General features: G+C 65.6%; 20 protein-coding genes. 16 read left to right on the forward strand and 4 right to left on the reverse strand.

Annotated features, from left to right (window positions below):
* Positions 1 to 9 precede the first annotated feature (9 nt).
* From ACW2Q0_RS20430 to ACW2Q0_RS20500, 15 genes are all read left to right on the forward strand, one after another.
* On the forward strand, positions 10 to 1,635 hold the full coding sequence (locus ACW2Q0_RS20430) for a class I adenylate-forming enzyme family protein (RefSeq protein WP_457192468.1): 1,626 nt from the start codon (positions 10 to 12) through the stop codon (positions 1,633 to 1,635).
* Positions 1,636 to 1,641: 6 nt separating this feature from the next.
* Positions 1,642 to 3,348, forward strand: a complete 1,707-nt coding sequence (locus tag ACW2Q0_RS20435) for a class I adenylate-forming enzyme family protein (RefSeq protein ID WP_457192470.1) — start codon at positions 1,642 to 1,644, stop codon at positions 3,346 to 3,348.
* Positions 3,349 to 3,452: 104 nt separating this feature from the next.
* Positions 3,453 to 4,685: an aromatic ring-hydroxylating oxygenase subunit alpha gene (locus ACW2Q0_RS20440; protein ID WP_457192531.1), complete on the forward strand. Its 1,233-nt coding sequence runs from the start codon at positions 3,453 to 3,455 to the stop codon at positions 4,683 to 4,685.
* Positions 4,685 to 5,170: an aromatic-ring-hydroxylating dioxygenase subunit beta gene (locus tag ACW2Q0_RS20445; protein WP_457192472.1), complete on the forward strand. Its 486-nt coding sequence runs from the start codon at positions 4,685 to 4,687 to the stop codon at positions 5,168 to 5,170. Before ACW2Q0_RS20440 ends, ACW2Q0_RS20445 begins: the two co-directional genes overlap by 1 nt.
* A gap of 11 nt (positions 5,171 to 5,181) precedes the next feature.
* Positions 5,182 to 5,424 (forward strand): hypothetical protein, encoded by a 243-nt coding sequence (locus ACW2Q0_RS20450; RefSeq protein WP_457192474.1) that lies wholly within the window; start codon positions 5,182 to 5,184, stop codon positions 5,422 to 5,424.
* 1 nt (position 5,425) lies between these two features.
* Positions 5,426 to 6,682 (forward strand): acetyl-CoA hydrolase/transferase family protein, encoded by a 1,257-nt coding sequence (locus ACW2Q0_RS20455; protein WP_457192476.1) that lies wholly within the window; start codon positions 5,426 to 5,428, stop codon positions 6,680 to 6,682.
* Between the two features lie 69 nt (positions 6,683 to 6,751).
* A complete protein-coding gene (locus tag ACW2Q0_RS20460; protein ID WP_457192478.1) occupies positions 6,752 to 7,948 on the forward strand; it encodes an acetyl-CoA C-acetyltransferase in 1,197 nt (398 codons plus the stop codon).
* The gene (locus tag ACW2Q0_RS20465) at positions 7,948 to 9,333 is read left to right on the forward strand and encodes an OB-fold domain-containing protein (RefSeq protein ID WP_457192480.1); all 1,386 of its coding nucleotides are present in this window, start codon (positions 7,948 to 7,950) and stop codon (positions 9,331 to 9,333) included. The genes ACW2Q0_RS20460 and ACW2Q0_RS20465 overlap by 1 nt, the downstream gene beginning before the upstream one ends.
* Positions 9,330 to 10,523: an acetyl-CoA acetyltransferase gene (locus tag ACW2Q0_RS20470; protein WP_457192482.1), complete on the forward strand. Its 1,194-nt coding sequence runs from the start codon at positions 9,330 to 9,332 to the stop codon at positions 10,521 to 10,523. Before ACW2Q0_RS20465 ends, ACW2Q0_RS20470 begins: the two co-directional genes overlap by 4 nt.
* Positions 10,524 to 10,610: 87 nt before the next feature.
* Entirely contained in the window at positions 10,611 to 11,390 is a 780-nt protein-coding gene (locus tag ACW2Q0_RS20475; protein WP_457192484.1) for an enoyl-CoA hydratase/isomerase family protein, read from the forward strand.
* A 9-nt stretch (positions 11,391 to 11,399) separates the two neighbouring features.
* Positions 11,400 to 12,560 (forward strand): acyl-CoA dehydrogenase family protein, encoded by a 1,161-nt coding sequence (locus ACW2Q0_RS20480; protein WP_457192485.1) that lies wholly within the window; start codon positions 11,400 to 11,402, stop codon positions 12,558 to 12,560.
* 34 nt (positions 12,561 to 12,594) lie between these two features.
* Positions 12,595 to 13,458 carry an SDR family oxidoreductase gene (locus ACW2Q0_RS20485; protein WP_457192486.1) on the forward strand — a complete coding sequence of 288 codons (864 nt, stop codon included), beginning with the start codon at positions 12,595 to 12,597 and terminating at the stop codon, positions 13,456 to 13,458.
* Between the two features lie 14 nt (positions 13,459 to 13,472).
* Positions 13,473 to 14,777 carry a phytoene desaturase family protein gene (locus ACW2Q0_RS20490; protein ID WP_457192487.1) on the forward strand — a complete coding sequence of 435 codons (1,305 nt, stop codon included), beginning with the start codon at positions 13,473 to 13,475 and terminating at the stop codon, positions 14,775 to 14,777.
* Positions 14,778 to 14,963: 186 nt separating this feature from the next.
* Complete coding sequence (locus tag ACW2Q0_RS20495) at positions 14,964 to 15,329, forward strand: hypothetical protein (protein ID WP_457192488.1); 366 nt, start codon at positions 14,964 to 14,966, stop codon at positions 15,327 to 15,329.
* Positions 15,323 to 16,063: a maleylpyruvate isomerase N-terminal domain-containing protein gene (locus ACW2Q0_RS20500; RefSeq protein ID WP_457192489.1), complete on the forward strand. Its 741-nt coding sequence runs from the start codon at positions 15,323 to 15,325 to the stop codon at positions 16,061 to 16,063. Before ACW2Q0_RS20495 ends, ACW2Q0_RS20500 begins: the two co-directional genes overlap by 7 nt.
* A 261-nt stretch (positions 16,064 to 16,324) precedes the next feature.
* Here ACW2Q0_RS20500 and ACW2Q0_RS20505 read toward each other — a convergent pair whose 3' ends face one another.
* From ACW2Q0_RS20505 to ACW2Q0_RS20520, 4 genes are all read right to left on the reverse strand, one after another.
* Positions 16,325 to 17,731, reverse strand: coding sequence for a phosphotransferase (locus ACW2Q0_RS20505; protein WP_457192490.1), 1,407 nt, complete (start codon positions 17,729 to 17,731; stop codon positions 16,325 to 16,327).
* Positions 17,728 to 18,459 carry a hypothetical protein gene (locus ACW2Q0_RS20510; RefSeq protein ID WP_457192491.1) on the reverse strand — a complete coding sequence of 244 codons (732 nt, stop codon included), beginning with the start codon at positions 18,457 to 18,459 and terminating at the stop codon, positions 17,728 to 17,730. The genes ACW2Q0_RS20505 and ACW2Q0_RS20510 overlap by 4 nt, the downstream gene beginning before the upstream one ends.
* 91 nt (positions 18,460 to 18,550) lie before the next feature.
* Positions 18,551 to 19,015: a hypothetical protein gene (locus ACW2Q0_RS20515; protein ID WP_457192492.1), complete on the reverse strand. Its 465-nt coding sequence runs from the start codon at positions 19,013 to 19,015 to the stop codon at positions 18,551 to 18,553.
* Between the two features lie 71 nt (positions 19,016 to 19,086).
* Positions 19,087 to 19,743, reverse strand: coding sequence for a TetR/AcrR family transcriptional regulator (locus tag ACW2Q0_RS20520; RefSeq protein WP_457192493.1), 657 nt, complete (start codon positions 19,741 to 19,743; stop codon positions 19,087 to 19,089).
* Between the two features lie 83 nt (positions 19,744 to 19,826).
* Between ACW2Q0_RS20520 and ACW2Q0_RS20525 the strand changes: the two genes are divergently transcribed.
* On the forward strand, positions 19,827 to 20,081 hold the full coding sequence (locus ACW2Q0_RS20525) for a hypothetical protein (RefSeq protein WP_457192494.1): 255 nt from the start codon (positions 19,827 to 19,829) through the stop codon (positions 20,079 to 20,081).
* Positions 20,082 to 20,110 lie beyond the last annotated feature (29 nt).

The raw sequence follows: 20,110 nt of genomic DNA on the forward strand, positions 1-20,110 counted from the left end.
CACATGCCTATGACAGCCGTGGCTGATCGCAATCTCAGTGAATCCTATTGGGCGGCGGACGACAGTCTGCCGCTCATGGATCACACTGCGGGCTCGCTCCTCGCCGAGCGAGCGCGAAACCATTCCGGAACAACGGCTTTGGTCGGCACCCCGCATGGCGGATCGGAGCCGTGCCGCCTCACCTACGGTGAACTCTACGACGCGGCACGGCGTGTCGCGGTCGCGCTGACCGAGCTCACCGAGCCCGGCGAATCCGTGGCTCTATGGTCACCGAACGTCATCGAGTGGCCCATCATCGAATTCGGGGCCGCCCTGGCCGGTCGCGTGCTGGTGGCGCTGAATCCCGCCTTCCGCGAGGGCGAATTGGTCTACACCCTCGAGCACTCCGGGGCGGCCGTGCTCATTAACGCCGACGAGCACCGCGGCTATGACATGGCCGCGGTGGCGGCCGCGGCGGCCGCCCGGGTCGCCGGCGTGCGGCAGCGGATCAGCCTGTCGGAAACGGCACGCTGGCAGGCGAGCACCCCGGACGGTGAGCTGCCGGACGTCGATCCCGACCTGCCCGCGATGCTGCAGTACACCTCGGGCACCACCGGTAATCCGAAAGGCGTGCTGCTACGGCATCGATCGCTGGTGAACGTCGCGAGGATGACCATGGCGGCTGCCGATATCCCCGAGGGGTCGGTCTTCGTCAATCCGCTGCCGATGTTCCACACGGCCGCCTGTGTGATCGGCACCCTCGGACCGGTATCGATGGCGGGCACGGTCCTGCTGGTGGAAACCTTTGTTCCTGGAAAGGTTCTGGAATGGGCGTCCGCCGAGGACGCCGACGTGCTGTTCTTCGTGCCCACAATTCTCGGCGCGCTGCTGGAGACCATGCGCGGAAACGAGTCCGCCGCACCGAAGTTCGCCAGCATCGTCGGTGGTGCGGCGAATGTGCCGCAGGCGCTGATCGAGGGAGCGGCCCGAGTCTTCGGTGCGGCGGTGCACAACCTCTTCGGTCAGACCGAACTTGCCCCGGTGATCACGCTCACCCGTAGAAGCGACTCACTCACCGATCAACTCGGTACCGTGGGTCGCCCGATTCCACAGGTTGAGGTGAAGATCGCCGGCGCGGATGGAACCGGGGTAGCTCGGTTGGGCGTCATCGGCGAGATCTGCGCCCGCGGCTACCAGCAGATGATCGAGTACTACCGCGATCCGTCGGCGACCGAGGCGGCTGTGGACGCCGAAGGCTGGGTGCATACAGGCGATCTCGGCTCGATGGACAGCCGTGGCTACGTCACCGTGACCGGACGACTCAAGGACATGATCATCAGCGGCGGCGAGAACATCGCCCCGGCGGAGGTGGAATCGCGCCTGATCGAACATGATTCGGTTCAGCAGGCGGCCGTGGTCGGCCTCCCGCATGAGAAGTGGGGAGAGACCGTGGCCGCCGTACTGGTGGTGCGCGGGGAATGCCCGGACGATCTCGTGGCATCGGTGAAAGACCGGCTCAGCACCACGCTGGCACCGTTCAAGACCCCGCGACGTTGGTTCGTCGCCGACGCCCTTCCCGTCACCCCGTCGGGCAAGGTCCAGAAATTCCGGCTGCGCGAGGCGATCCTCGACGGCGATGTCGACGAGATCGAGTGAAATATTATGAATAACAACGACTTCGACATCCGGAGAAATCGGCTCGGCGAACGGTTCCCGATGTGGCAGCCACGGTCGCTGGGGGAGTGGCTGCTCGCGTGCGCCGACGAATTCGGCGATCGGCCGCTGGTCATCACCGACGAACGCACGCTGACCTACCGAGAGACCGCGGAGCTGGCGACTCGGCTCGCCGACGGCCTGGTCGCGCTGGGGATCCGTCCCGGAGACCACATCGGCGTGCTCATGGCGAACTACCCGGACTTCGTGCCGGTGAAGTTCGCAGTGGCCCTCGCCGGCGCGGTCGCTGTGCCGCTTAACTTCCTCTACCGCGCGGAAGAACTCGCCTACGTGCTCGAACAGTCCGACTGCCGAGTTCTCATCACCATGACAGGTTTCGCGGGGCTCGACTACTTGGCGATGCTCGACGAAATCACCCCCGGGTGGGAGACAATCGACCGGGACAAATCGCGGCTTCCTCAGCTGCACACGGTGATTCAGCTGTCGACAGATGGCCGAGAACGTGCCGGAGTGCTCACCGTGGATGAACTCGCCCTGGTCGGGACTCGGCATGCGGGCGTGACGGCCGGGATCCAGGTGAACCCGGCCGACGTGGGCGACATCCTCTACACCTCCGGAACGACCGGTTCACCCAAGGGCGTGCTGATCACCCACGACGCCGTCCTGCGGACCGGATACGCGTCCGCGCTCACCCGGGCCTTCGCCGACGGCCGCCGGATCCTGTTCTCGCTGCCGTGTTACCACATGTTCGGCTATGTCGAGGGCTTGATCGCAGCCACGATGGTGGGCGGCGCGGTGATCATGTTGCCCGCCTTCGACGCCGGGAAGTACCTCGCGGAAATCGAGCGGCATCGCGCGGACGACATCCTGTGTGTCCCCACCATGACCGTTGCGCTGCTGGAACATCCGGATCGGCATCGCTACGACCTGTCGTCGCTGTCAGCGGTGCTGTCCGGAGCCGCGCCCGCGCCGGTCTGGCTGTGGGAGCGGGTCCGCGAAGAGCTGGGTGCGTCGGAGATCGTCACCGGCTACGGCATGACCGAATGCGGCGGGGCGATGACCCTGACCCGGCCCGAGGACTCCTTGGAGCTCACCGCGATCACCGCTGGTCGGCCGAAATCCGCTGGGGCGGCAGGAATCGACGACGGGGCGCTCGTGGTCTACCGCACCGTCGACCCGGTCACCGCCATGCCGCTGCCGGACGGTGAAGAAGGCGAGCTGGTTTCCCGAGGCCCGACGAGCATGCTCGGATTCTGGGGAAAGCCGGAGGAAACGGCCAAGGGTCTCCGGGACGGGTGGGTCTTCTCCGGCGATCTCGGACGGGTACGGCCCGACGGCTATCTGGAGATCATCGGCCGCAGCAAGGAGCTCTACAAGAGCGGCGGCGAACTGGTGATGCCCAAAGAGATCGAGGAACTGCTCACCGCTCGCCCGGAGATCAGCCAGGCCTACCTGATCGGCGTCCCCGACGAGCGCTGGGGTGATGCGGGATGCGCGTGCATCGTGCGTGCCCCCGATGCGGAGATATCAGCCGAGCAGGTCATCGACCTCTGTAAAGCGAATCTCGCCCGGTTCAAAGTTCCCAAACACGTCGTATTCCTCACGGCAGACGAACTGCCCACCACTCCCACGGGAAAGGTGCAGAAATTCCGCCTGGTGAATTACGCCAAAGCACGATTGGAGCAACAGAAATGACGGTCACGACCCCTCCGGACGCCGTGCGCGAGCCGGGCGACCATTCGATCTGCGACCCGGACTCGGCCTGCGAAACCGGTCCGGTTGCGAATCAGGCGCCGCGAGTGGACTATTCGAGGCTCATCCACCCGCAGCGGGTGCACGGGTCGCTCTACACCGATCCGGCCGTGTTCGCCGATGAGCTCGAGCGGATCTGGTACGGCGGCTGGGTTTTCGTCGGCCACGAATCCGAAGTGCCGCAGCCGAACGACTATGTGCGCAAGAACATCGGTCCGCAGGACATCATCATGACCCGCGATCGCGCCGGTGAGGTGCATCTTGTCACCAACCGGTGCGCGCACCGCGGCAACCTGGTGTGCGACGAACAGCGCGGTAATTCCAGCTCGTTCCGGTGCCCGTACCACGGCTGGACCTACAGCAACACCGGAGACATGCTCGGCTACCCCTACAACAAGGGTTACGGCGGCAAGGGCATGTTGAACCTCGGCCTCGGCGTGGTGCCGCGGGTGGAGAGCTACCACGGCTTCGTGTTCGGTAGCTTCAACGTCGACGTGCCGCCGCTGCTGGAGCATCTCGGCGCCGCCGCGGGTGAGATCGACCGGCTGGCCCGGCTTTCGCCCACCGGCAAGGTGCGTCTGGACAACGGCTGGCTCAAGCACCGCACCCACGCCAACTGGAAGCTGCTGGCGGAGAACGAAACCGACGGCTACCACCCGCAGTTCGTGCACGGGTCGATCTTCTCGGTGACCGGGTCCACCATCGGCCCGCTCTACAGCGACTCCTCCACGGCCGTCACTCGCGCTCTCGGTAACGGGCACAGCGAGAACGATCTGCGACCGGAATTCCGAAAGTTCGCCGAGCCCATGCGCTGGTTCGGCACTACAGCCGATCGCGTGCCGGAGTACGTGGCGAAGATGCGCGAGGTCCACGGCGAAGCCGCCGAGGAGATCATGATCGAGGGCGCGCCCCACGTGATTATCTTCCCCAACCTGTTCATCGCGGAGATCCAGGTCTTCAACATCCAGCCGATCTCGGCCACCGAGTGCATCCAGTTCTCCACCTCGGTGCAGCTGGACGGCGCGGACGAGCTGAACAAGCGGATGCTCTCGCAGTCCATCGGGTCGGTCGGCCCGGCCGGCATGCTGCTGGCCGACGACACCGAGATGTACGAGCGCAATCAGGTCGGCGTGGGGCAACTTCTGCCCGAGTGGCTCGACCTGCGGCGCGGCATGGTGCGGGAAACCACTGATGACAACGGTTTCCGCATCGGCGGAGCCACGGACGAGACCGCGATGCGGGCGTTCTGGGAGCACTACAAGAATCTGATGGAGGCGTGATGGCTGCCCTGACCGAAATCGATCTGCGCGGACTCGAGCAGTTCATCTACCGCGAGGCCCGCCTCGCCGACGAGCACGACTACGACTCGTGGGAGGCGCTGTGGACCGACGACGCGCTGTACTGGGTGCCCGTCGATGGTGGCGGCTACGACCCGCAGCGGCACGTGTCGATCATGTACGACAACCGTCGCCGCATCTGCACCCGGCTGCAACAGCTGCGTACCGGCAAGCGTTACGCCCAGTCGCCGCCGTCGAATCTGCGCCGCACGATCTCGAACATCGAACTCCTCGGCGTCGAGGGTGACGACATCACCCTGGGGGCGAATTTCGTACTGTACGAGTCGAAGCCGCGCGGCCTTCACACCTGGGCGGGCCGCTACACCTACGTGGTGCGCCGGACCGAGGACGAGCTGAAGCTGGTCCGCAAGACCGTCATGCTCGTCAACAGTGCGGAACCCGTGCCCAGCATGGGCTTTCTGATCTGAGGAGACAGCAGATGGACAGGACAGGATCGGATGCCGGCACCAGCCATGAACTCGGTGTCGTCCACAGTGAATTCGCTCAGGTGCTGGTCGCCATCGACGACACCGCGAACGGGCCACGTTTGCGGTTGGAGGACTTGAAGTCCGGCCGCGTCCGGTTCCTGGACGCCCTCGAACTGGAGACGATCGTGTGGCTCACCGAGGGCCACATGCAGCGTCTGCTCGATCCCTCGGCAGACCGCTGGCGGGAGGACTGAGATGACGGTTGTCAGGCCGCCGCAGGTGGTTCGCCTACCCGAGCTCGATTTTCGCGCCGCGATCCAGCCGGGAGACTTCGTCGTCTGGGGGCAGTCCTGCGCCGAACCGGTGACGCTGACCGAGCGTCTGCTCGAGCAACGAGCGGGCCTCGGCGGGATCACCTGTTTCATCGGCATCCCTGCCGCGGCGACGGTGAAACCCGAACACGCCGACCACATTCGGTTTGTCAGCTACTGCGGCACCGGTAGCAATCGGGCGCTGGCTGCGATCGGGGCGCTCGAGGTGTATCCCGGTCACTACTCGACGCTGCCGGAGTTCGTTTCGTGTGCCGACGTCGTCCTGGTGCAGTGTGCACCGCCGGACGCGCGCGGGTGCTACCGCCTCGGGCTGGCCGACGACTATCTCACCGCGGCCATCGCTGGTGCGCGGATCGTCATTGCCGAGGTCAATGATCAGGTGCCCGTCACACCCGGCGCCCGGCATCTGACCGATCGGGATATCGACATCGTGGTCCGCACTTCCCGTCCGGTGGCGGAAAGTCCGGCCGCGCCGCCGACACCGGAGATGACGGCCATCGGCGCGCATGTCGCGAGCATCGTCCCCGACGGCGCCACCCTGCAATTCGGCATCGGGTCGGTGCCCGAGGCCGTGCTCGGCGCTCTCGGCGTGCGCAACGACCTCGGGATTCACTCTGGCATTCTCTCCGACGCCGCGGTCGAACTGATCGACAAAGGCGTGGTGACCAACGCCCGCAAGACGACCGACCGCGGGGTCTCCGTGGCGGCGGTGCTGATCGGGACCCGTCGGCTGTTCGAGTACGCACATGCCAACCCGGCCGTATCGCTACGGCCGATCGGCTACACCCACGATCCGGAACGACTCGCGGCACAACACCGTTTCGTCGCGATCAACTCCGCCATCGAGGTCGATCTGACCGGCCAGGTCAACGCCGAGGTCGCGGACGGACGCTATGTCGGAGCGGTCGGCGGTGGTGGTGAGTTCCTACGGGCTGCCGCGCGGTCGGACGGCGGCCTGCCGATCATCGCACTCCCGTCGACGGCAGGCTCGCGCAGCCGGATCGTGGACCGGCTGTCCGGGCCGGTCAGCATCGCGCGTAGTGACGCGGGCATCGTGGTCACCGAATTCGGCATCGCCGATCTGCGCGGCCTGCCGCTGTCCGAGCGGCGCGAGCGGATGCTGGCGATTGCGCACCCCGACCAGCGCGAGATCCTGCGCGCGGCGGCGAGCCGGTGGTGAACCCCGCGTAGTCGCCGTCGCGGCCCGAAACCACAGCGGCACAGTGAAAGTGAGCACAGAGGTGAAATCATGAAGAGAGCGGCGATCGTCAGCCCACTGCGTACCCCCGTCGGAACCTTCGGCGGCACACTGCGACCGGTCCCCGCCGAGGACTTGGCCGCCCACATCATCAAGGCGGTCGTGGAGCGCGCCGGCATCGACCCGGCGCGCATCGACGACGTCGCATTCGCTCAGTCGTACGCGAACTCCGAAGCACCCTGCATCGGCCGCTGGGCCGCGCTCGCTGCCGGCCTGCCTATCGAGGTGCCCGGATTCCAGACCGACCGCCGTTGCGGTGGTGGGCTCCAGGCCGTCGTGACCGCCGCGATGATGGTGCAGACCGGCGCCGCCGACGTGGTTCTCGCCGGTGGCGTCGAGAGCATGAGCAACATCGAGTACTACACCCAGGACATGCGCTGGGGATCGCGGTCGGGCAATGTCGCCTTCTACGACCGACTCGATCGCGGACGGGAACGCTCCCAACCGGTCGAGCGCTTCGGCCACATCAGCGGCATGATCGAGACTGCTGAAAACCTCGCGCAGCGATACTCGATCACCCGCGAGTCCGCCGACGAATTCGCGGCACGGAGCCATCAGAGGGCAACCGCCGCATGGGAATCGGGCAAGTTCGCCGACGAGGTGGTGCCGGTACTGGTGCCGCAGCGTAAGGGCGACCCGATCGAATTAGTCCGCGACGAAGGCATCCGAGCCGAGTCTACATCGGAATCTCTGGCGAAACTGCGCACCCTCATGCGCGACGGCACCGTGACCGCGGGCAACTCGAGCCAGCAGAACGACGCCGCTGCGGCCTGCCTGGTCGTCGCCGAGGACAAACTCGACGAACTCGGCCTCGAGCCGCTCGGTTACCTCGTCGGCTGGTCCGCCGCGGGCTGCGAACCCTCCGAGATGGGCATCGGTCCGGTGCCCGCCGTCGAGAAACTCTTCCAGCGCACCGGCCACACCTTCGACAACATCGATCTCGTCGAACTCAACGAAGCCTTCGCCGTCCAGGTCCTGGCGGTGCTGAAGGGCTGGGGCTTCGACGACCACGAACGGCTCAACGTCAACGGCTCCGGCATCTCGCTCGGCCATCCCATCGGCGCGACCGGCGTTCGGATACTCACCACCATGCTGCACGAATTGCGCAGGCGCGGTGGACGATACGCCCTGGAATCGATGTGCATCGGTGGTGGCCAGGGCATGGCGGCACTCTTCGAGGCACCCTGATGACACAGTATGGAATTACCCGCTACGGCACTTACCTTCCCTCGCATCGCGTGTCGCTGGCGGACATCGGCGCGACGCTGAACACCAACGCGGGCAAAGGTGTTCGTGTGGCGGCGGCCTACGACGAGGACAGCACCACCATGGGTGTCGCCGCGGCGATGACCGCGCTGGCGGACCTCGAATGGGATGCGGTCCCGGCGTCGATGTCGGCGGGACTGTATTTCGCGACCACCACACCGGCGTACGCCGACAAGACCAACGCGACAGCGATCCACGCCGCACTCGGACTGCCCGCTGCGCTCTTCGCGGCTGACCTGGCAGGGGCTGCACGCAATGGCATCGCCGCTCTGCGCACGGCATCAGGGTGCAGTGGCCTCGCGGTGCTGGCGGATATGCGGGTCGGACGTCCCGGATCGGCTGACGAGCGTGGCGGCGGCGACGGTGCTGCGGCCTTTCTGTTCGGCGACGAGCCGATCGCCGAAGTCATTGCTCAGGCGTCCGTCACCGCCGAGTTCCTCGATCGCTGGCGTGACCCGCGATCGGCGACCGGAGAGCAGTGGGAGGAGCGGTTCGGTATCTCCCGCTACCAGCCGCTGCTCGAGCGGGCCGCGGCTGCGGCGCTGGACTGGGCGGCACTCAGCGAAGCTGACCATGTCGTCCTGGTTTCGCCCAACACCACCTTCGCCAAGCGGTCCGCGACCTCGGTGGCCGGCAAACTCTCCACCCGGACTTCGCCCATCGGGCACGCGGGTGCCGCCGATGTAGGGCTGGCGCTGGCATCCGTTCTCGATCAGGCCGAGCCGGGGGAGACGATCCTGGTCCTATCGGCCGCGGACGGGTGCGATGCTCTCGTCCTGCGGGTCACCGACCGCATAGCCGAAGCGCGGCAGCCGGTTCCGGTCGCCGAACAGCTCGCGGCAGGCAAGACGGTGCCTTACACCACCTACCTGAACTGGCGGGGTCTGCTCGACCGTGAGCCGCCGCGCCGACCCGAACCCGATCGAGCGGCCGCTCCGCCATCGGCTCGTAGCGCGGAGTGGAAGTTCTCCTTCACCGGTACGGTCTGCGCAGGATGCGGCCTGGTTCATCTGCCGCCGGCCCGGGTCTGTAAGCGTTGCGGCGCCATCGATGCGATGTCGCCGGTCTCGCTAGCGCGCAGCGGTGGCACCGTCACCAGTTTCACCGTTGATCGGCAGTCCTTCTCGCCGGCTCCGCCGGTCGTGGGCGCGGTGGTCGACTTCGACGGCGGCGGCCGGTACACCCTCGAGGTCGCCGACGCCGACGTGGACCGATTGGCTGTGGGCTCACGGGTGCGCACCACCTTCCGGCGCCTGCACAGTGCGGGTGGCATCCACAACTACTTCTGGAAGGCGCAACAGCTATGAGCAGCAACGGTATTCGCGACAAAGTAGCGATCGTCGGCGTGGGCTGCACGCGCTTCGGTGAACGCTGGGAGAGCTCAGCGGACGATCTGCTGCTCGAGGCGATGGCCGAATGCTTCAGCGGCAATCCGAGGCTCGACCGTTCCAGCATCGACGCCTACTGGCTCGGCACGCTGGGCACCGGCCAGAGCGGATTGACCGTCAGCAAGCCGCTGGGCCTGGACTACACGCCGGTGACGCGGGTCGAGAACTACTGTGCCAGCGGCTCGGAGGCGTTCCGCAACGCCTGCTACGCCGTCGCGTCGGGTGCCTACGATCAGGTCGTCGCGATCGGTGTGGAGAAGCTCAAGGATTCCGGCTTCTCGGGCCTGCTGCGCGGCGACGCGCCTAGTGACGGAACGGCCTCCGAACTGTCCTTCGGTGCTCCGGCGGCGTTCTCCCTCCTCGACCCCGCGTACTGCGCCAAATACGGTGTGAACCCAGCCGACATGCGGGCGGCCATGACCCATGTGGCCTGGAAAAACCACCACAATGGCGCACTGAATCCGAAGGCGCAGTTCAGATCCGAGGTGGCGAAGCAGAAGATCGAAGGAGCTCCGCTGGTCGCGGGACGGCTGGGTGTCTTCGACTGCTCCGGGGTCTCCGACGGAGCGGCGTGTGCGGTGATCGTCCGTGCCGAGGACGCGCTGAGATACACCGATACCCCTCTCTACGTGAAGGGGCTTTCGCTCACGGCCGGGCCGGGCCGCGGTGCGGTTGATCCGGACTACGATTTCACGACCTTCCCGGAGGTGGTCGCCAGTGCCGAGGACGCCTACGCGCAGGCCGGAATCACCGAGCCGCGGACCCAGATCTCCTTCGCCGAGGTCCACGACTGCTTCACGCCGACAGAGCTCGTTCTGATGGAGGACCTCGGCTTCACGGATCGCGGTCAGGCGTGGAAGGACAGCGTCGCAGGCGATTTCGATCTGGGCGGACGACTTCCGGTGAATCCGGATGGCGGCCTGAAGTCGTTCGGTCACCCGGTCGGTGCGAGCGGCCTGCGCATGCTCTACGAATGCTGGCTGCAGTTCCGCGGACAGGCCGGGGAACGTCAGATCCGCGATCCGCGATTGGCTCTCACGCACAATCTCGGCGGCCGTCCGGGCGCCTGTGTGTCGTTCGTCGCCGTTGTCGGGTCCGAGCTGGGCTGACGTAGTCGCGCCGGCGGTCACACCGCTCGTTCAGGGCTTGACCAAGCACGGTTTCTTAATTTACATTAAATTTGAAAAGGAGGTGAGGTGTTGATCGCGTATCAGGTCGTGGACAACATCGCCTACATCAGGCTGGATCGGCCCGAAGCGCGCAATGCCCTCGACAAGGCGATGGGGGAGGCGCTGCTCGAGCTGGCCACGTGGATCTCCAACGAGGAGGGACTGCGGGCGGTGCTGATCACCGGGAATGGACCGGTGTTCAGTGTCGGAGGCGACATTTCGGCGTTCTCCGACGGTGCGGAAGACCTGCCGGACACCCTTAGTCGGATGGCGATACCCATGCACGAGGCCATTCGGCTGCTCGCCCGCGTGCGGGTGCCGATCGTGACGGCCGTGCAGGGTGCGTGCGCAGGCGGCGCGCTGGGCTTCCTCTACCCGGCCGACATCACGATCGCTGCGGCCGGAACCAAGTTCGCGACCGGCTTCGGGCGGATCGGCATCACCGCGGATTCTGGGAACACCTGGTATCTACCGAAATTTGTCGGCATCCGGCGCGCCACCGAAATGCTGTTCGAAGACCGTGTCATCGACGCCCATACCGCTGCTGACTGGGGCCTGATCAACCGAGTCGTGCCCGCCGACAAGCTCGCGTCCGAAGCCGAGGCAACCGTGCGCCGATTGGCGGCGGGCGCCACTCGTGGCTACGGCGAGATGCGCAGGCTGCTGCACAACTCCTGGACCGCCACTCTCGATCACGCGCTGTCCGAAGAGACAGAGGCGCTGCGCCGCGTCGCCCACACCGCCGACGCGGCCGATGCGATCGGGAGCTTCCTCGCCAAACAGCAGCCGACCTTCACCGGAAAGTGAGATAAACCGTTGTCCGCCTTCATTATCGACTCCGACGAACGGGCGTTGCTGCGCGAAAGCGTCGGCAAACTCGCCACCAAGTACGGGCAGGAGTACTTTCTGGAGCGCTCCCGCTCTGGGGCCAAGGTCGACGAACTGTGGCGTGACCTCGGTCAGGCAGGTCTGCTCGGCGTCCATCTGCCCGAGGAGTACGGCGGCGGTGGCGCCGGTCTGTCCGAGATGCTCATCGTGATCGAAGAACTCGCCGCGCACGGCTTTCCGCTACTGCTCGCGGTCGTCTCGCCCGCGATCTGTGGCTCGATCCTGGCGGCGCACGGCTCGGAGCGGATGAAGACCGATTGGCTGCCCGGCCTCGCCGATGGCAGCCGCAAGATGGCCTTCGGCCTGACCGAGCCCGACGCCGGTTCCAACAGCCACAATGTCAGTACGACCGCGCGCCGCGACGGCGACGACTGGGTGATCTCCGGGGGCAAGTACTTCATCTCCGCGATCGACGAGTGCGAAGCGATCCTGCTCATCACTCGCGATCCGGAGTTCGTGGGCACTTCGCGATCGCCGCTGTCGATGTTCGTGGTTCCCACCGACGCACCCGGAGTGACGCTGCAGCGGCTGCCGACCGCGGTCGTCTCGCCCGACCACCAGTTCACCGTGTTCCTCGATGAGGTCCGGGTCGGTCCGGAGGCGTTAATCGGCGAAGCGGGTAACGGGCTGCGGCAGGTGTTCGCGGGACTGAACCCCGAGCGCATCCTCGCTTCGGGCATCAGCACCGGCATCGGCCGCTACGCGATCACCAAGGCCGTGTCCTACGCCCAGAACCGCAAGGTGTGGTCGGTGCCGATCGGTGCTCACCAAGGGATTTCGCACCCTCTCGCGGAGGCGCACATCGCGGTCGAACTTGCCCGCATGGCGGCCTACCGTGCCGCGGAGTTGTTCGACGCCGGACTGCCCGCTGCGGAGGCAGCCAATATCGCCAAGTTCGCCGCGGCCGACGCGTCGTTGAAGGCGCTCGATCAGGCCATCCAGACCCACGGTGGCAACGGCCTGTCGCTGGAATACGGCTTGGCCGAGCTCTGGTTCTCCGCGCGTCTGCTCAAGACCGCGCCGGTGAGCCGCGAGATGGTTCTCAACTTCGTCGCGCAGACCAGCCTGAAGCTGCCTGCGTCGTACTGACATCAACTCTGGAAAGTCAAGGGAGACAACACTAATGCCCGGAGTAACCGATCGCGTCATCGTCGTCACCGGCGCCGGTGGCGGTCTCGGCCGCGAATACGCGCTGCTGCTCGCCAAGGAGGGCGCCCTGGTCGTGGTGAACGACCTCGGCGGTGCCCGTGACGGTTCCGGTTCCGGAACCTCGATGGCCGACGCCGTCGTCCAGGAGATCCGAGACGCCGGGGGCACCGCGGTGGCCAACTACGACAACATCGCCACCGAGGAAGGCGCGGCGAGCCTGATCAAGACCGCCGTCGACAACTTCGGGAGCGTCCACGGTGTCATCCACAACGCGGGCATCCTGCGCGACGGCTCGTTCACGAAGATGACTGCCGACAACTGGGAATCTGTGCAGCGGGTGCACCTGTGGGGTGGCTACTTCGTCACCCGGGCCGCCTGGCCGTACTTCCGCGAGCAGAACCACGGCCGGATCGTCGTCGCGGCGTCCACCAGCGGTCTGTTCGGCAACTTCGGCCAGGCGAACTACGGTGCCGCGAAGCTCGGTCTCGTCGGCCTGATCAACACCCTCGCGATCGAGGGCGGCCGGAACAACATCCTCGCGAACGCGATCGCTCCGCTCGCCGCCACCCGCATGACCGAGGACATCGCGCCCAAGGAGATGCTCGACAAGCTCCCGCCCGCCCATGTGGCCGGTGTCGTGGGCTACCTGATGAGCGACGAATGTGAGGACACCGCAACGGTTGTCGTTGCCGGCGGTGGCCGCGTCTACCGCGTGCAGCAGTTCCAGAACAAGGGAGCTGTCTTCGCCACGCCGCCGAGCATCGACGAGGTCGCGGCGCAGTGGAGTCAGATCACCGACATGTCGGGCGCGGAGCCCGGCGCGAACCCGCTCGGCTGAATCGAGGATTGAACATGACCGAAAACAATTGGGACGCACTGGTTATCGGCGCCGGTGCAGGCGGATTGCTCACGGCCGCCCGCCTGTCGCACCTTGGCTACAAGACCCTGGTCGTCGAACGACTGGACAAGGTCGGCGGTCGTGCCTCCACCGATGACATCGACGGCTTCAAGGTCAACAACGGTGCCATCGTCATCGAACTCGGTGGCATCACCGAGGAGACCTTCGACGAGGTCGGTGCGAAGTTCGACGTCCGCAAGCCGGAACCGCCCATCCTGTATCGCATCGGTGGCAAGGACGCGGACGTCACCGGTGGTGGCTGGGGCTTCCTGCTGTCCAAGCTCACCCGCCAGGGCGCGAAGCTGGTGCAGGGTCTCGGCGCGGCGCGCAACGACAGCGGCATGCCCGAGGACGAGCTGTCGACCGCCGAGTGGGTCGCCAAGTACACGAAGAACGAGTCGGTGCATGGTATCTTCCGCAACATGTGCGGATCGGTGTTCGCCGTCGGTTCCGAGGAACTGCCCGCCCGCGTGTTCCTCACCTACTTCACTCGTAAGAGCGCCTTCAAGAAGTTCGGGTACTGCCCCGACGGCACCATCGGCGTGTGGAATTCCCTCGCCGAGGTGGTGGAGAACAACGGCGGTGCGGTCTGGCTCGACAGCGAGGTGACCGCGCTGACCCTGGCCGACGGCCGCATCACCGGCGCGACCATCGCGCGTGGTGGTGAGAACATCGACGTGACAGCACGTTTCACCGTCAGCGATGTCGGTCCGTTCGCAACCCTGGACCTGGTGGGTCGGGACAACCTGCCCGCCGACTACGTCGCGCAGGTCGACAAGGCCAACCGGCCCTGCGCCATGATCTCGGTGAACTTCGCCAGTCAGCGCCCGCTGGTGAAGGCCCCCGGCATGACCAGCTTCGCCCAGACCCGCCGACTCTGCTACATCGCCAACTTCACCGATGTCTGCCCGGAAATGGCGCCGGAAGGCTGGCACCTCTACCAGGGCACCGCCGTTCCCAAGCCCGCTGTCGGCGATTTCGACGAGGCCGCCGAAACCCAACTGCTGCTGGATGATCTGCGTGATCAGGTCCCCGGCTTCGACGACGCGCGCATCCTGTCGATCAACGTCACCCGCGACGGCTGGCCGCCGCAGCGCGCGGTCGCCGGCTTCGACCTGCCCAATACCACGCCGATCGCGAACCTGTGGAATGTGGGCGACGCGGTGAAGGAGTACGGAAACGGCGGCACCACCGCGTGCGCGGAAACCGCCAAGATCGTCGTCGACAAGATCCGCGACCAGTTCCCGGTCACTGCGTAGCCACAGGACTCGGCGCATGGTCCGCCGTGATCCAGTGGACCGTGCGTTTCGGGACTGCCGCGATGGATAGGATCCCAACCGCATCCATTGCGGCGCAACCGAGCAGGCCGTGGGCAGGGTGATCCGTGTGCCCACGGCCTGTTCTACGTTCGTGCGCCGAGCGGGCCTTGGGAAGCAGATGCGCCGATGGGGTGGAGACTGACACGTGTCGTCATCGGCCTGATGTTGCGGTCAGGTCCTGGGCCGTTCGATCTGAAATCGTTGGCCGCCAACGACAATGGCGAAACCATGGAGGCATGGTCTCGCCGCGTGCTGGGCGAGCGCGTGCACGAATATGTGGTGCGCCCGCTCATCGAGCCGCTGCGCCACAATCGGGTAGGCCGTGGGCGGGTGATCCGAGCGCCTACGGCCTATCCGGCTTTTGTCTCCTTCGAGCGACTTGCCCGTAGGACCGGGCCTGCCCTGAATGCGGAATACGAACCTAGAGGATTCCGTCTATTAAGACGTCTGAACTGGCAGCCGCCCTGCGCCGTGAACGCGCTGACATGGTGAGCTTCTGCGGCGAACTCGACGAGGCCGAGTGGCGGGTCCCGAGCCGGGCGGCGGGCTGGCGGGTCCAGGACGTGGTGGCGCATCTGGGTTCCGGCTGCCGGGCAGTCTTCACTCCGGCACTGCTGACTTTCGTGCGCACCGACGACATCGAGCGGGCCAACGACTTGTTCGTCGATCAACGGCGCGGGTGGTCGTCAGCGCGGGTGTTCACCGAGTACAAGAGGTGGAGCCGCTGTTTGACGATCGCATCGACAGCCCTGGCCTACACGCCGCTGCGCCGGGTACGGTTGCCCCTGGGCGAGTTGGGCCGTTTCCCGGCCGGGATGTTGCTGTCCGGCGCGATGTTGTTCGACCACCACACCCATCTTCGGTTCGACATCGCCCCCGCCCTGGATCGCCGGCTTCCGGAGACAGACCCGGCTCGAATCGCAGGCGTCCTCGGATGGATGTTCGCGGTATTGAGCAACCAAGTCGAATCGGCTGAAACCGATTGGCTCGCATACCCGCTCGATATCGTGCTGCGCGGACCGGGCGGCGGCATCTGGCGGATTCACCCCGGTGGTTCGATCAATGCGGGCCACTCCGACGGTCCAGCGGCCGCGACCATCGAGGGCTGGTCCGGCGAATTCCCGGAATGGGCGACAGGTCGCGTCTCCTGGCGTGATCGAGAAGTGCGGATCCGAGGCGACGAGGACTACGCCACCCGATTTCTGGACGGTGTGAACATCGTGTGAGTGGCGACGTCGAATGGCCCTGGCTCGCACCCTCTGTAAGTGAGAGTCGGGGTGGGTCGCAACTCCCACTTGCCGATGGCCTCGTGCCCCTCATACGTCGTGTCCAACGCGACGTCGGTGTAAGTCCCGTCCAGAGCGAAGAACTGCGGGAGGCTTTCGGGATCCGCGGTCCATGCGTGTGAGTACGCTGCAGCGAATCCCGTGTCGGTCGGGTGCGGTGTCGTCATGGAAGCCTTCCTTTCGGTTGCGGCAGCCGCGGAATCAGCCGACGCGGTCCCAGTCGATACGTTGCACTGTGAATCCGCGGACGTCACGCATCGCTGGATCAAGCATCATCTGTTGGCGTCGGAGCCGACGGTGCAGGAAGCAGAGCAGACGGCCATCCTGGTCCTCGCCCGCTTCGAGAGTCGCCAACTCCAGCAGGCGGTCGGCCTCCTGCCAGGAGGATGGCCGGTGGCCGAGCAGCAGCTCTTCGTCGGCACGGTCTCGCTCCTCCAGCTCGAGCGCGATTTCGTCCGCGCGCAGCGCTGCGGCGGTCAGATCACGCGCGATCCGGAGCCGATACGAGAGATGATCCTGCTCGGGCAGATCGGCCAGCACGTCGGTGAGAACTCGCTCGGATGACAGGATCCATGGTCGGCGCCGAGACGGTGCCGGTACCGGCAGGGCCTCTTCGGCCTCGAGTTCGATTCCCGTTTCCTCGGCGATGATTTCCAAGCACAGGCGCTGAGACAGCAACGACCAGGACTCCCATTGCGCCAGATCGAATTCCGGCACCGGGTCCGATCGGGTACCGACCGACAGCAACGACGTCAGCAGGGCGAAACGGACTGCGTGGAAATTGACGACGTGGCGATCGACCGGCTCGCCGGTCATCTGCGCGTAATGATGGTAGGCCTGCGTGAGGTCACCGATCGGCTGAGCGGTGTCGCGCATCCGCATGGCGCCGAGGTCGGCGAGCGGATCGCCGAGACAGGCGAATTCGACATCCATCAGTGCTGTCATACGGCCTTCGTGATGCAGGAACTGTCCGGCGTCGAAGTGCGTCCACACGAGTCGATCGCGTCCGCTCGGGAGGTTACGGTGAATCCAGCCGACGATGTACTCGTTGATCGGATCCGGTCCGGGCTTGACCGTTCGATACCACTTCTCCGACAGCTCGAATCCCATCAGACCGATCTCTCGCGCGCTCTTGGGGCGGTAGAGCCCGGCACTTTCGAACGTTGCCGGTTGGATCGCATGGGCTCGGACGAGTTCCTCGATGTAGTCCATCAGCACGCGGTCACGCAGTTCGTGCGGGTCCTCGGCGCCGAATCTGTCGCGGCCGGGAATCGATGCCATGAGAATGCCTTCGGGATCCGGGCAGAATCCGTACACCTGAGGAACTTTCACGCCGTTGTCCTGCAGCGCCCGCATGATGCGGGACTCGCGTTCGACGGAAAGCCTGCTGACCCAGGGGAGGTTCTCTTCACGCTGACAACGGAAGTAGACGTGGTGTAGCTGCCCGTCCGCGCGGACGTCGATGAACCAGGCGGGTCGCCAACGAGCCTGCCGACGAAAGGAAACCACTTCGCCGGCCACGGTGTGCTCGATCCATTCGAACGCACGCGGCCAGGGATCGGGAAGTGTGGACCAATGGTCGGTCCGGGGAGTCTGGGACGAGGTCATACCTGTGCCGTATCGGGAACGGGGGCCGCCGAGGGAGCAGCCAGTTGGCGGTTGGCGCGCATCGTCATCACCGACATCATCACCAGGAAGATGGCGTATGTCGTCAGAGCCAGCCAGAAGATCAGGACACCGTTCCAGGCGAGCGGGCCCGAGAAGAAGAAGTAGGCCAGGACATCCGGGACGAATGAGAGCGCGATCCAGAAGTTGGCGTAGCCGACCCACCGGGGGAAAACCGTCTGCTGGTTGGTGAGTACGCAGACACCGATGGAGATGTTCTGAATCATGAACGGCACGATCGGCGTGAGAAACAGCAGCCAGGCCATATCGTTCAGGAAGCGGATCGTCGACGGTTCGAGGGCATCGGGGCGGAACGCGATGATCGCGAACAGCATCATCGGAAGAATGAGCAGCATCGCCGCCACGGTGCCCGCGACCATCTGCACGAACGCCAGAATGGGAATTCGGCCCTCCACCCGGAGCAGATGGATCGTGATCACGGCGACCAGCGGAATCGTGAATGCGATTCCGAGCTGGGCGATCACGAAGCCGGTCATCCGCAGCGTGCCGCCGTCGGAGTAGAAGTCGACTACGCGTTGGGTGGTGTGCGACGGCCCGAGTGGCAGTGGGAGCACGCCGGCGATCAGCCAACCGAGCAGGCTGACGAGCAGGGTCACCAGTCCGGTCATCGAACACGCGTTGAGGACGCGTTTCTTCGTATCGGTGAGCATGGGACCTCCTGAGGGCGAGGGGTTGGCCTTGGGGCAGCTCACAGATGGATTCTTCTCGTCTGCATCCCAACCAATGTGACCTAAATCAAAGCTAGATTAAGTTATTGGAAGGCGTCAACCCTGCTCCGGACGGCGGCGGCGAGTGGTCTACCCGCCCGAATCCGGGTAGTCCGACAGTGCAGTGAGCTGTGGTCAGGTCCGACAGGCTCGGCTGAATCTGGGTGAAGAAGCGCGATTCATAAGTGTGGCAGCCGAATCCGGAGACGATGATCCGCGAGACCGGCTTGGTCGAGGTGCCCTTCGCGAACGCGGATGCGGGCAACCCGGCGCGGCGGCCGGCTTCGTTCCAGGTCAGGTGCAATCGGGCCCGGTCGGTTGTACCGCGCGAGTCGATCTCGACCCGCAGGGATTCGATCTTCGCCCCAGGCGTGCCGTTCGCCAGCGCGGCTGTCAGCTCCTGAGGCGTCAGTGAATCGAGTCCGTAGCCGGCCTGGCTGGGTACCCATGGGGAGAGGCCGAGGAGTATGTCTTTGGTCGCGCAAAGTGTGGCGCGCATCGGGGAACCTCGCGTTCGTGTTGGGGGTCACACGAAGCGTAGCGCCAGTTTTTAGTCTTGTATAGAAAAAATTAGACGCGCGTCGAATTTTCTCGAGGATGCGTGGTGCTGGACAGCCATACGTGAACCAGGGCTGCTTCGATCTCGGGAAGGGGCCGGCCGGACTCGACGATGGAGATGACGTCGCGTTCCATCGCCCGTGCTGTCATGTCGACCAGCACGGCGGCGAGCGCTGCGGGCTGGAAGCCCTGGTACGTGTTGTCGGCGCGGGCGATTCGTTCGCTCGCACCGGCGGTGAGCTCGTCGATCGTCTCCTGCCAGACTCCGCGAACCTCGGGGTCCTCCCGTACCGCCTCGAACATCGCCGCGATCAATCGCGCGTGAGCGCGCCAGTACTCGACTGTGGCGTGCATGCCACGGTGAATCCGCTCGTCATCGGGAAGGTCGTCGCGGCTGTACCAGTCCACCGCGACCGCTCGCAGGTTGTGCCGGATATCCGCGATGAGCGCGGCGACCGCCGCGCCCTTCGTCGGGAAATAGAAGTAGAAGTTGGAACGGCTGATACCCGTCTGGCGCGCGATGTCCTGCACCTCGATATCGGCCAGGCGATGTGACTGCAGCAACTCGGTCAACGCGTTCAGCACGTCGGTGCGGCGCCGACGTCCCTTGCCGCTGACTACCGCGGCTGCAGACGCATCTTTCGAATTTCGATTCGATACCTTCGTCACCAAGGAGAGTCTAGGCCAGGCCGTTGACTCTCCGCGGCCCCCGAGCGCGGAGCCGGAGCCTGGTCGAGCGTCCCGGGCCCGTCTTGTCGCGCACCATCGGTGTAACCGGTGAACCCGCTCGGCGCGTGTGGTCCGATGACGGCTTGCTCGAGGACGCCGATTCCGGTCCGGTCGCCCCACCGGGCATGTACGACCTGTTGTACGTGCAGGCAGCTCGCGTCCATGGTGTCGAGATCTTCGACGCGATAGCTCTCGCCGCCGACGGCCAGCTCGTCGTGCCAGGTCCCATGTCCCCATACCGGATGGGAGTAGCCGGCGCCACGCATCCGGAAGGTTGATACGGGTTCGAGCTCGACGATGTCGAGTT

The organism is Nocardia citri (assembly GCF_054065835.1).

Excerpts from the sequence above, each read along its gene's own strand:
- ACW2Q0_RS20430 (WP_457192468.1), top strand. The coding sequence starts at position 10 with ATGACAGCCGTGGCTGATCGCAATCTCAGTGAATCCTATTGGGCGGCG.
- ACW2Q0_RS20435 (WP_457192470.1), top strand. The coding sequence starts at position 1,642 with ATGAATAACAACGACTTCGACATCCGGAGAAATCGGCTCGGCGAACGG.
- ACW2Q0_RS20445 (WP_457192472.1), top strand. The coding sequence starts at position 4,685 with ATGGCTGCCCTGACCGAAATCGATCTGCGCGGACTCGAGCAGTTCATC.
- ACW2Q0_RS20450 (WP_457192474.1), top strand. The coding sequence starts at position 5,182 with ATGGACAGGACAGGATCGGATGCCGGCACCAGCCATGAACTCGGTGTC.
- ACW2Q0_RS20455 (WP_457192476.1), top strand. The coding sequence starts at position 5,426 with ATGACGGTTGTCAGGCCGCCGCAGGTGGTTCGCCTACCCGAGCTCGAT.
- ACW2Q0_RS20460 (WP_457192478.1), top strand. The coding sequence starts at position 6,752 with ATGAAGAGAGCGGCGATCGTCAGCCCACTGCGTACCCCCGTCGGAACC.
- ACW2Q0_RS20465 (WP_457192480.1), top strand. The coding sequence starts at position 7,948 with ATGACACAGTATGGAATTACCCGCTACGGCACTTACCTTCCCTCGCAT.
- ACW2Q0_RS20470 (WP_457192482.1), top strand. The coding sequence starts at position 9,330 with ATGAGCAGCAACGGTATTCGCGACAAAGTAGCGATCGTCGGCGTGGGC.
- ACW2Q0_RS20485 (WP_457192486.1), top strand. The coding sequence starts at position 12,595 with ATGCCCGGAGTAACCGATCGCGTCATCGTCGTCACCGGCGCCGGTGGC.
- ACW2Q0_RS20490 (WP_457192487.1), top strand. The coding sequence starts at position 13,473 with ATGACCGAAAACAATTGGGACGCACTGGTTATCGGCGCCGGTGCAGGC.
- ACW2Q0_RS20495 (WP_457192488.1), top strand. The coding sequence starts at position 14,964 with ATGGGGTGGAGACTGACACGTGTCGTCATCGGCCTGATGTTGCGGTCA.
- ACW2Q0_RS20500 (WP_457192489.1), top strand. The coding sequence starts at position 15,323 with ATGGTGAGCTTCTGCGGCGAACTCGACGAGGCCGAGTGGCGGGTCCCG.
- ACW2Q0_RS20505 (WP_457192490.1), bottom strand. The coding sequence starts at position 17,731 with ATGACCTCGTCCCAGACTCCCCGGACCGACCATTGGTCCACACTTCCC.
- ACW2Q0_RS20510 (WP_457192491.1), bottom strand. The coding sequence starts at position 18,459 with ATGCTCACCGATACGAAGAAACGCGTCCTCAACGCGTGTTCGATGACC.
- ACW2Q0_RS20515 (WP_457192492.1), bottom strand. The coding sequence starts at position 19,015 with ATGCGCGCCACACTTTGCGCGACCAAAGACATACTCCTCGGCCTCTCC.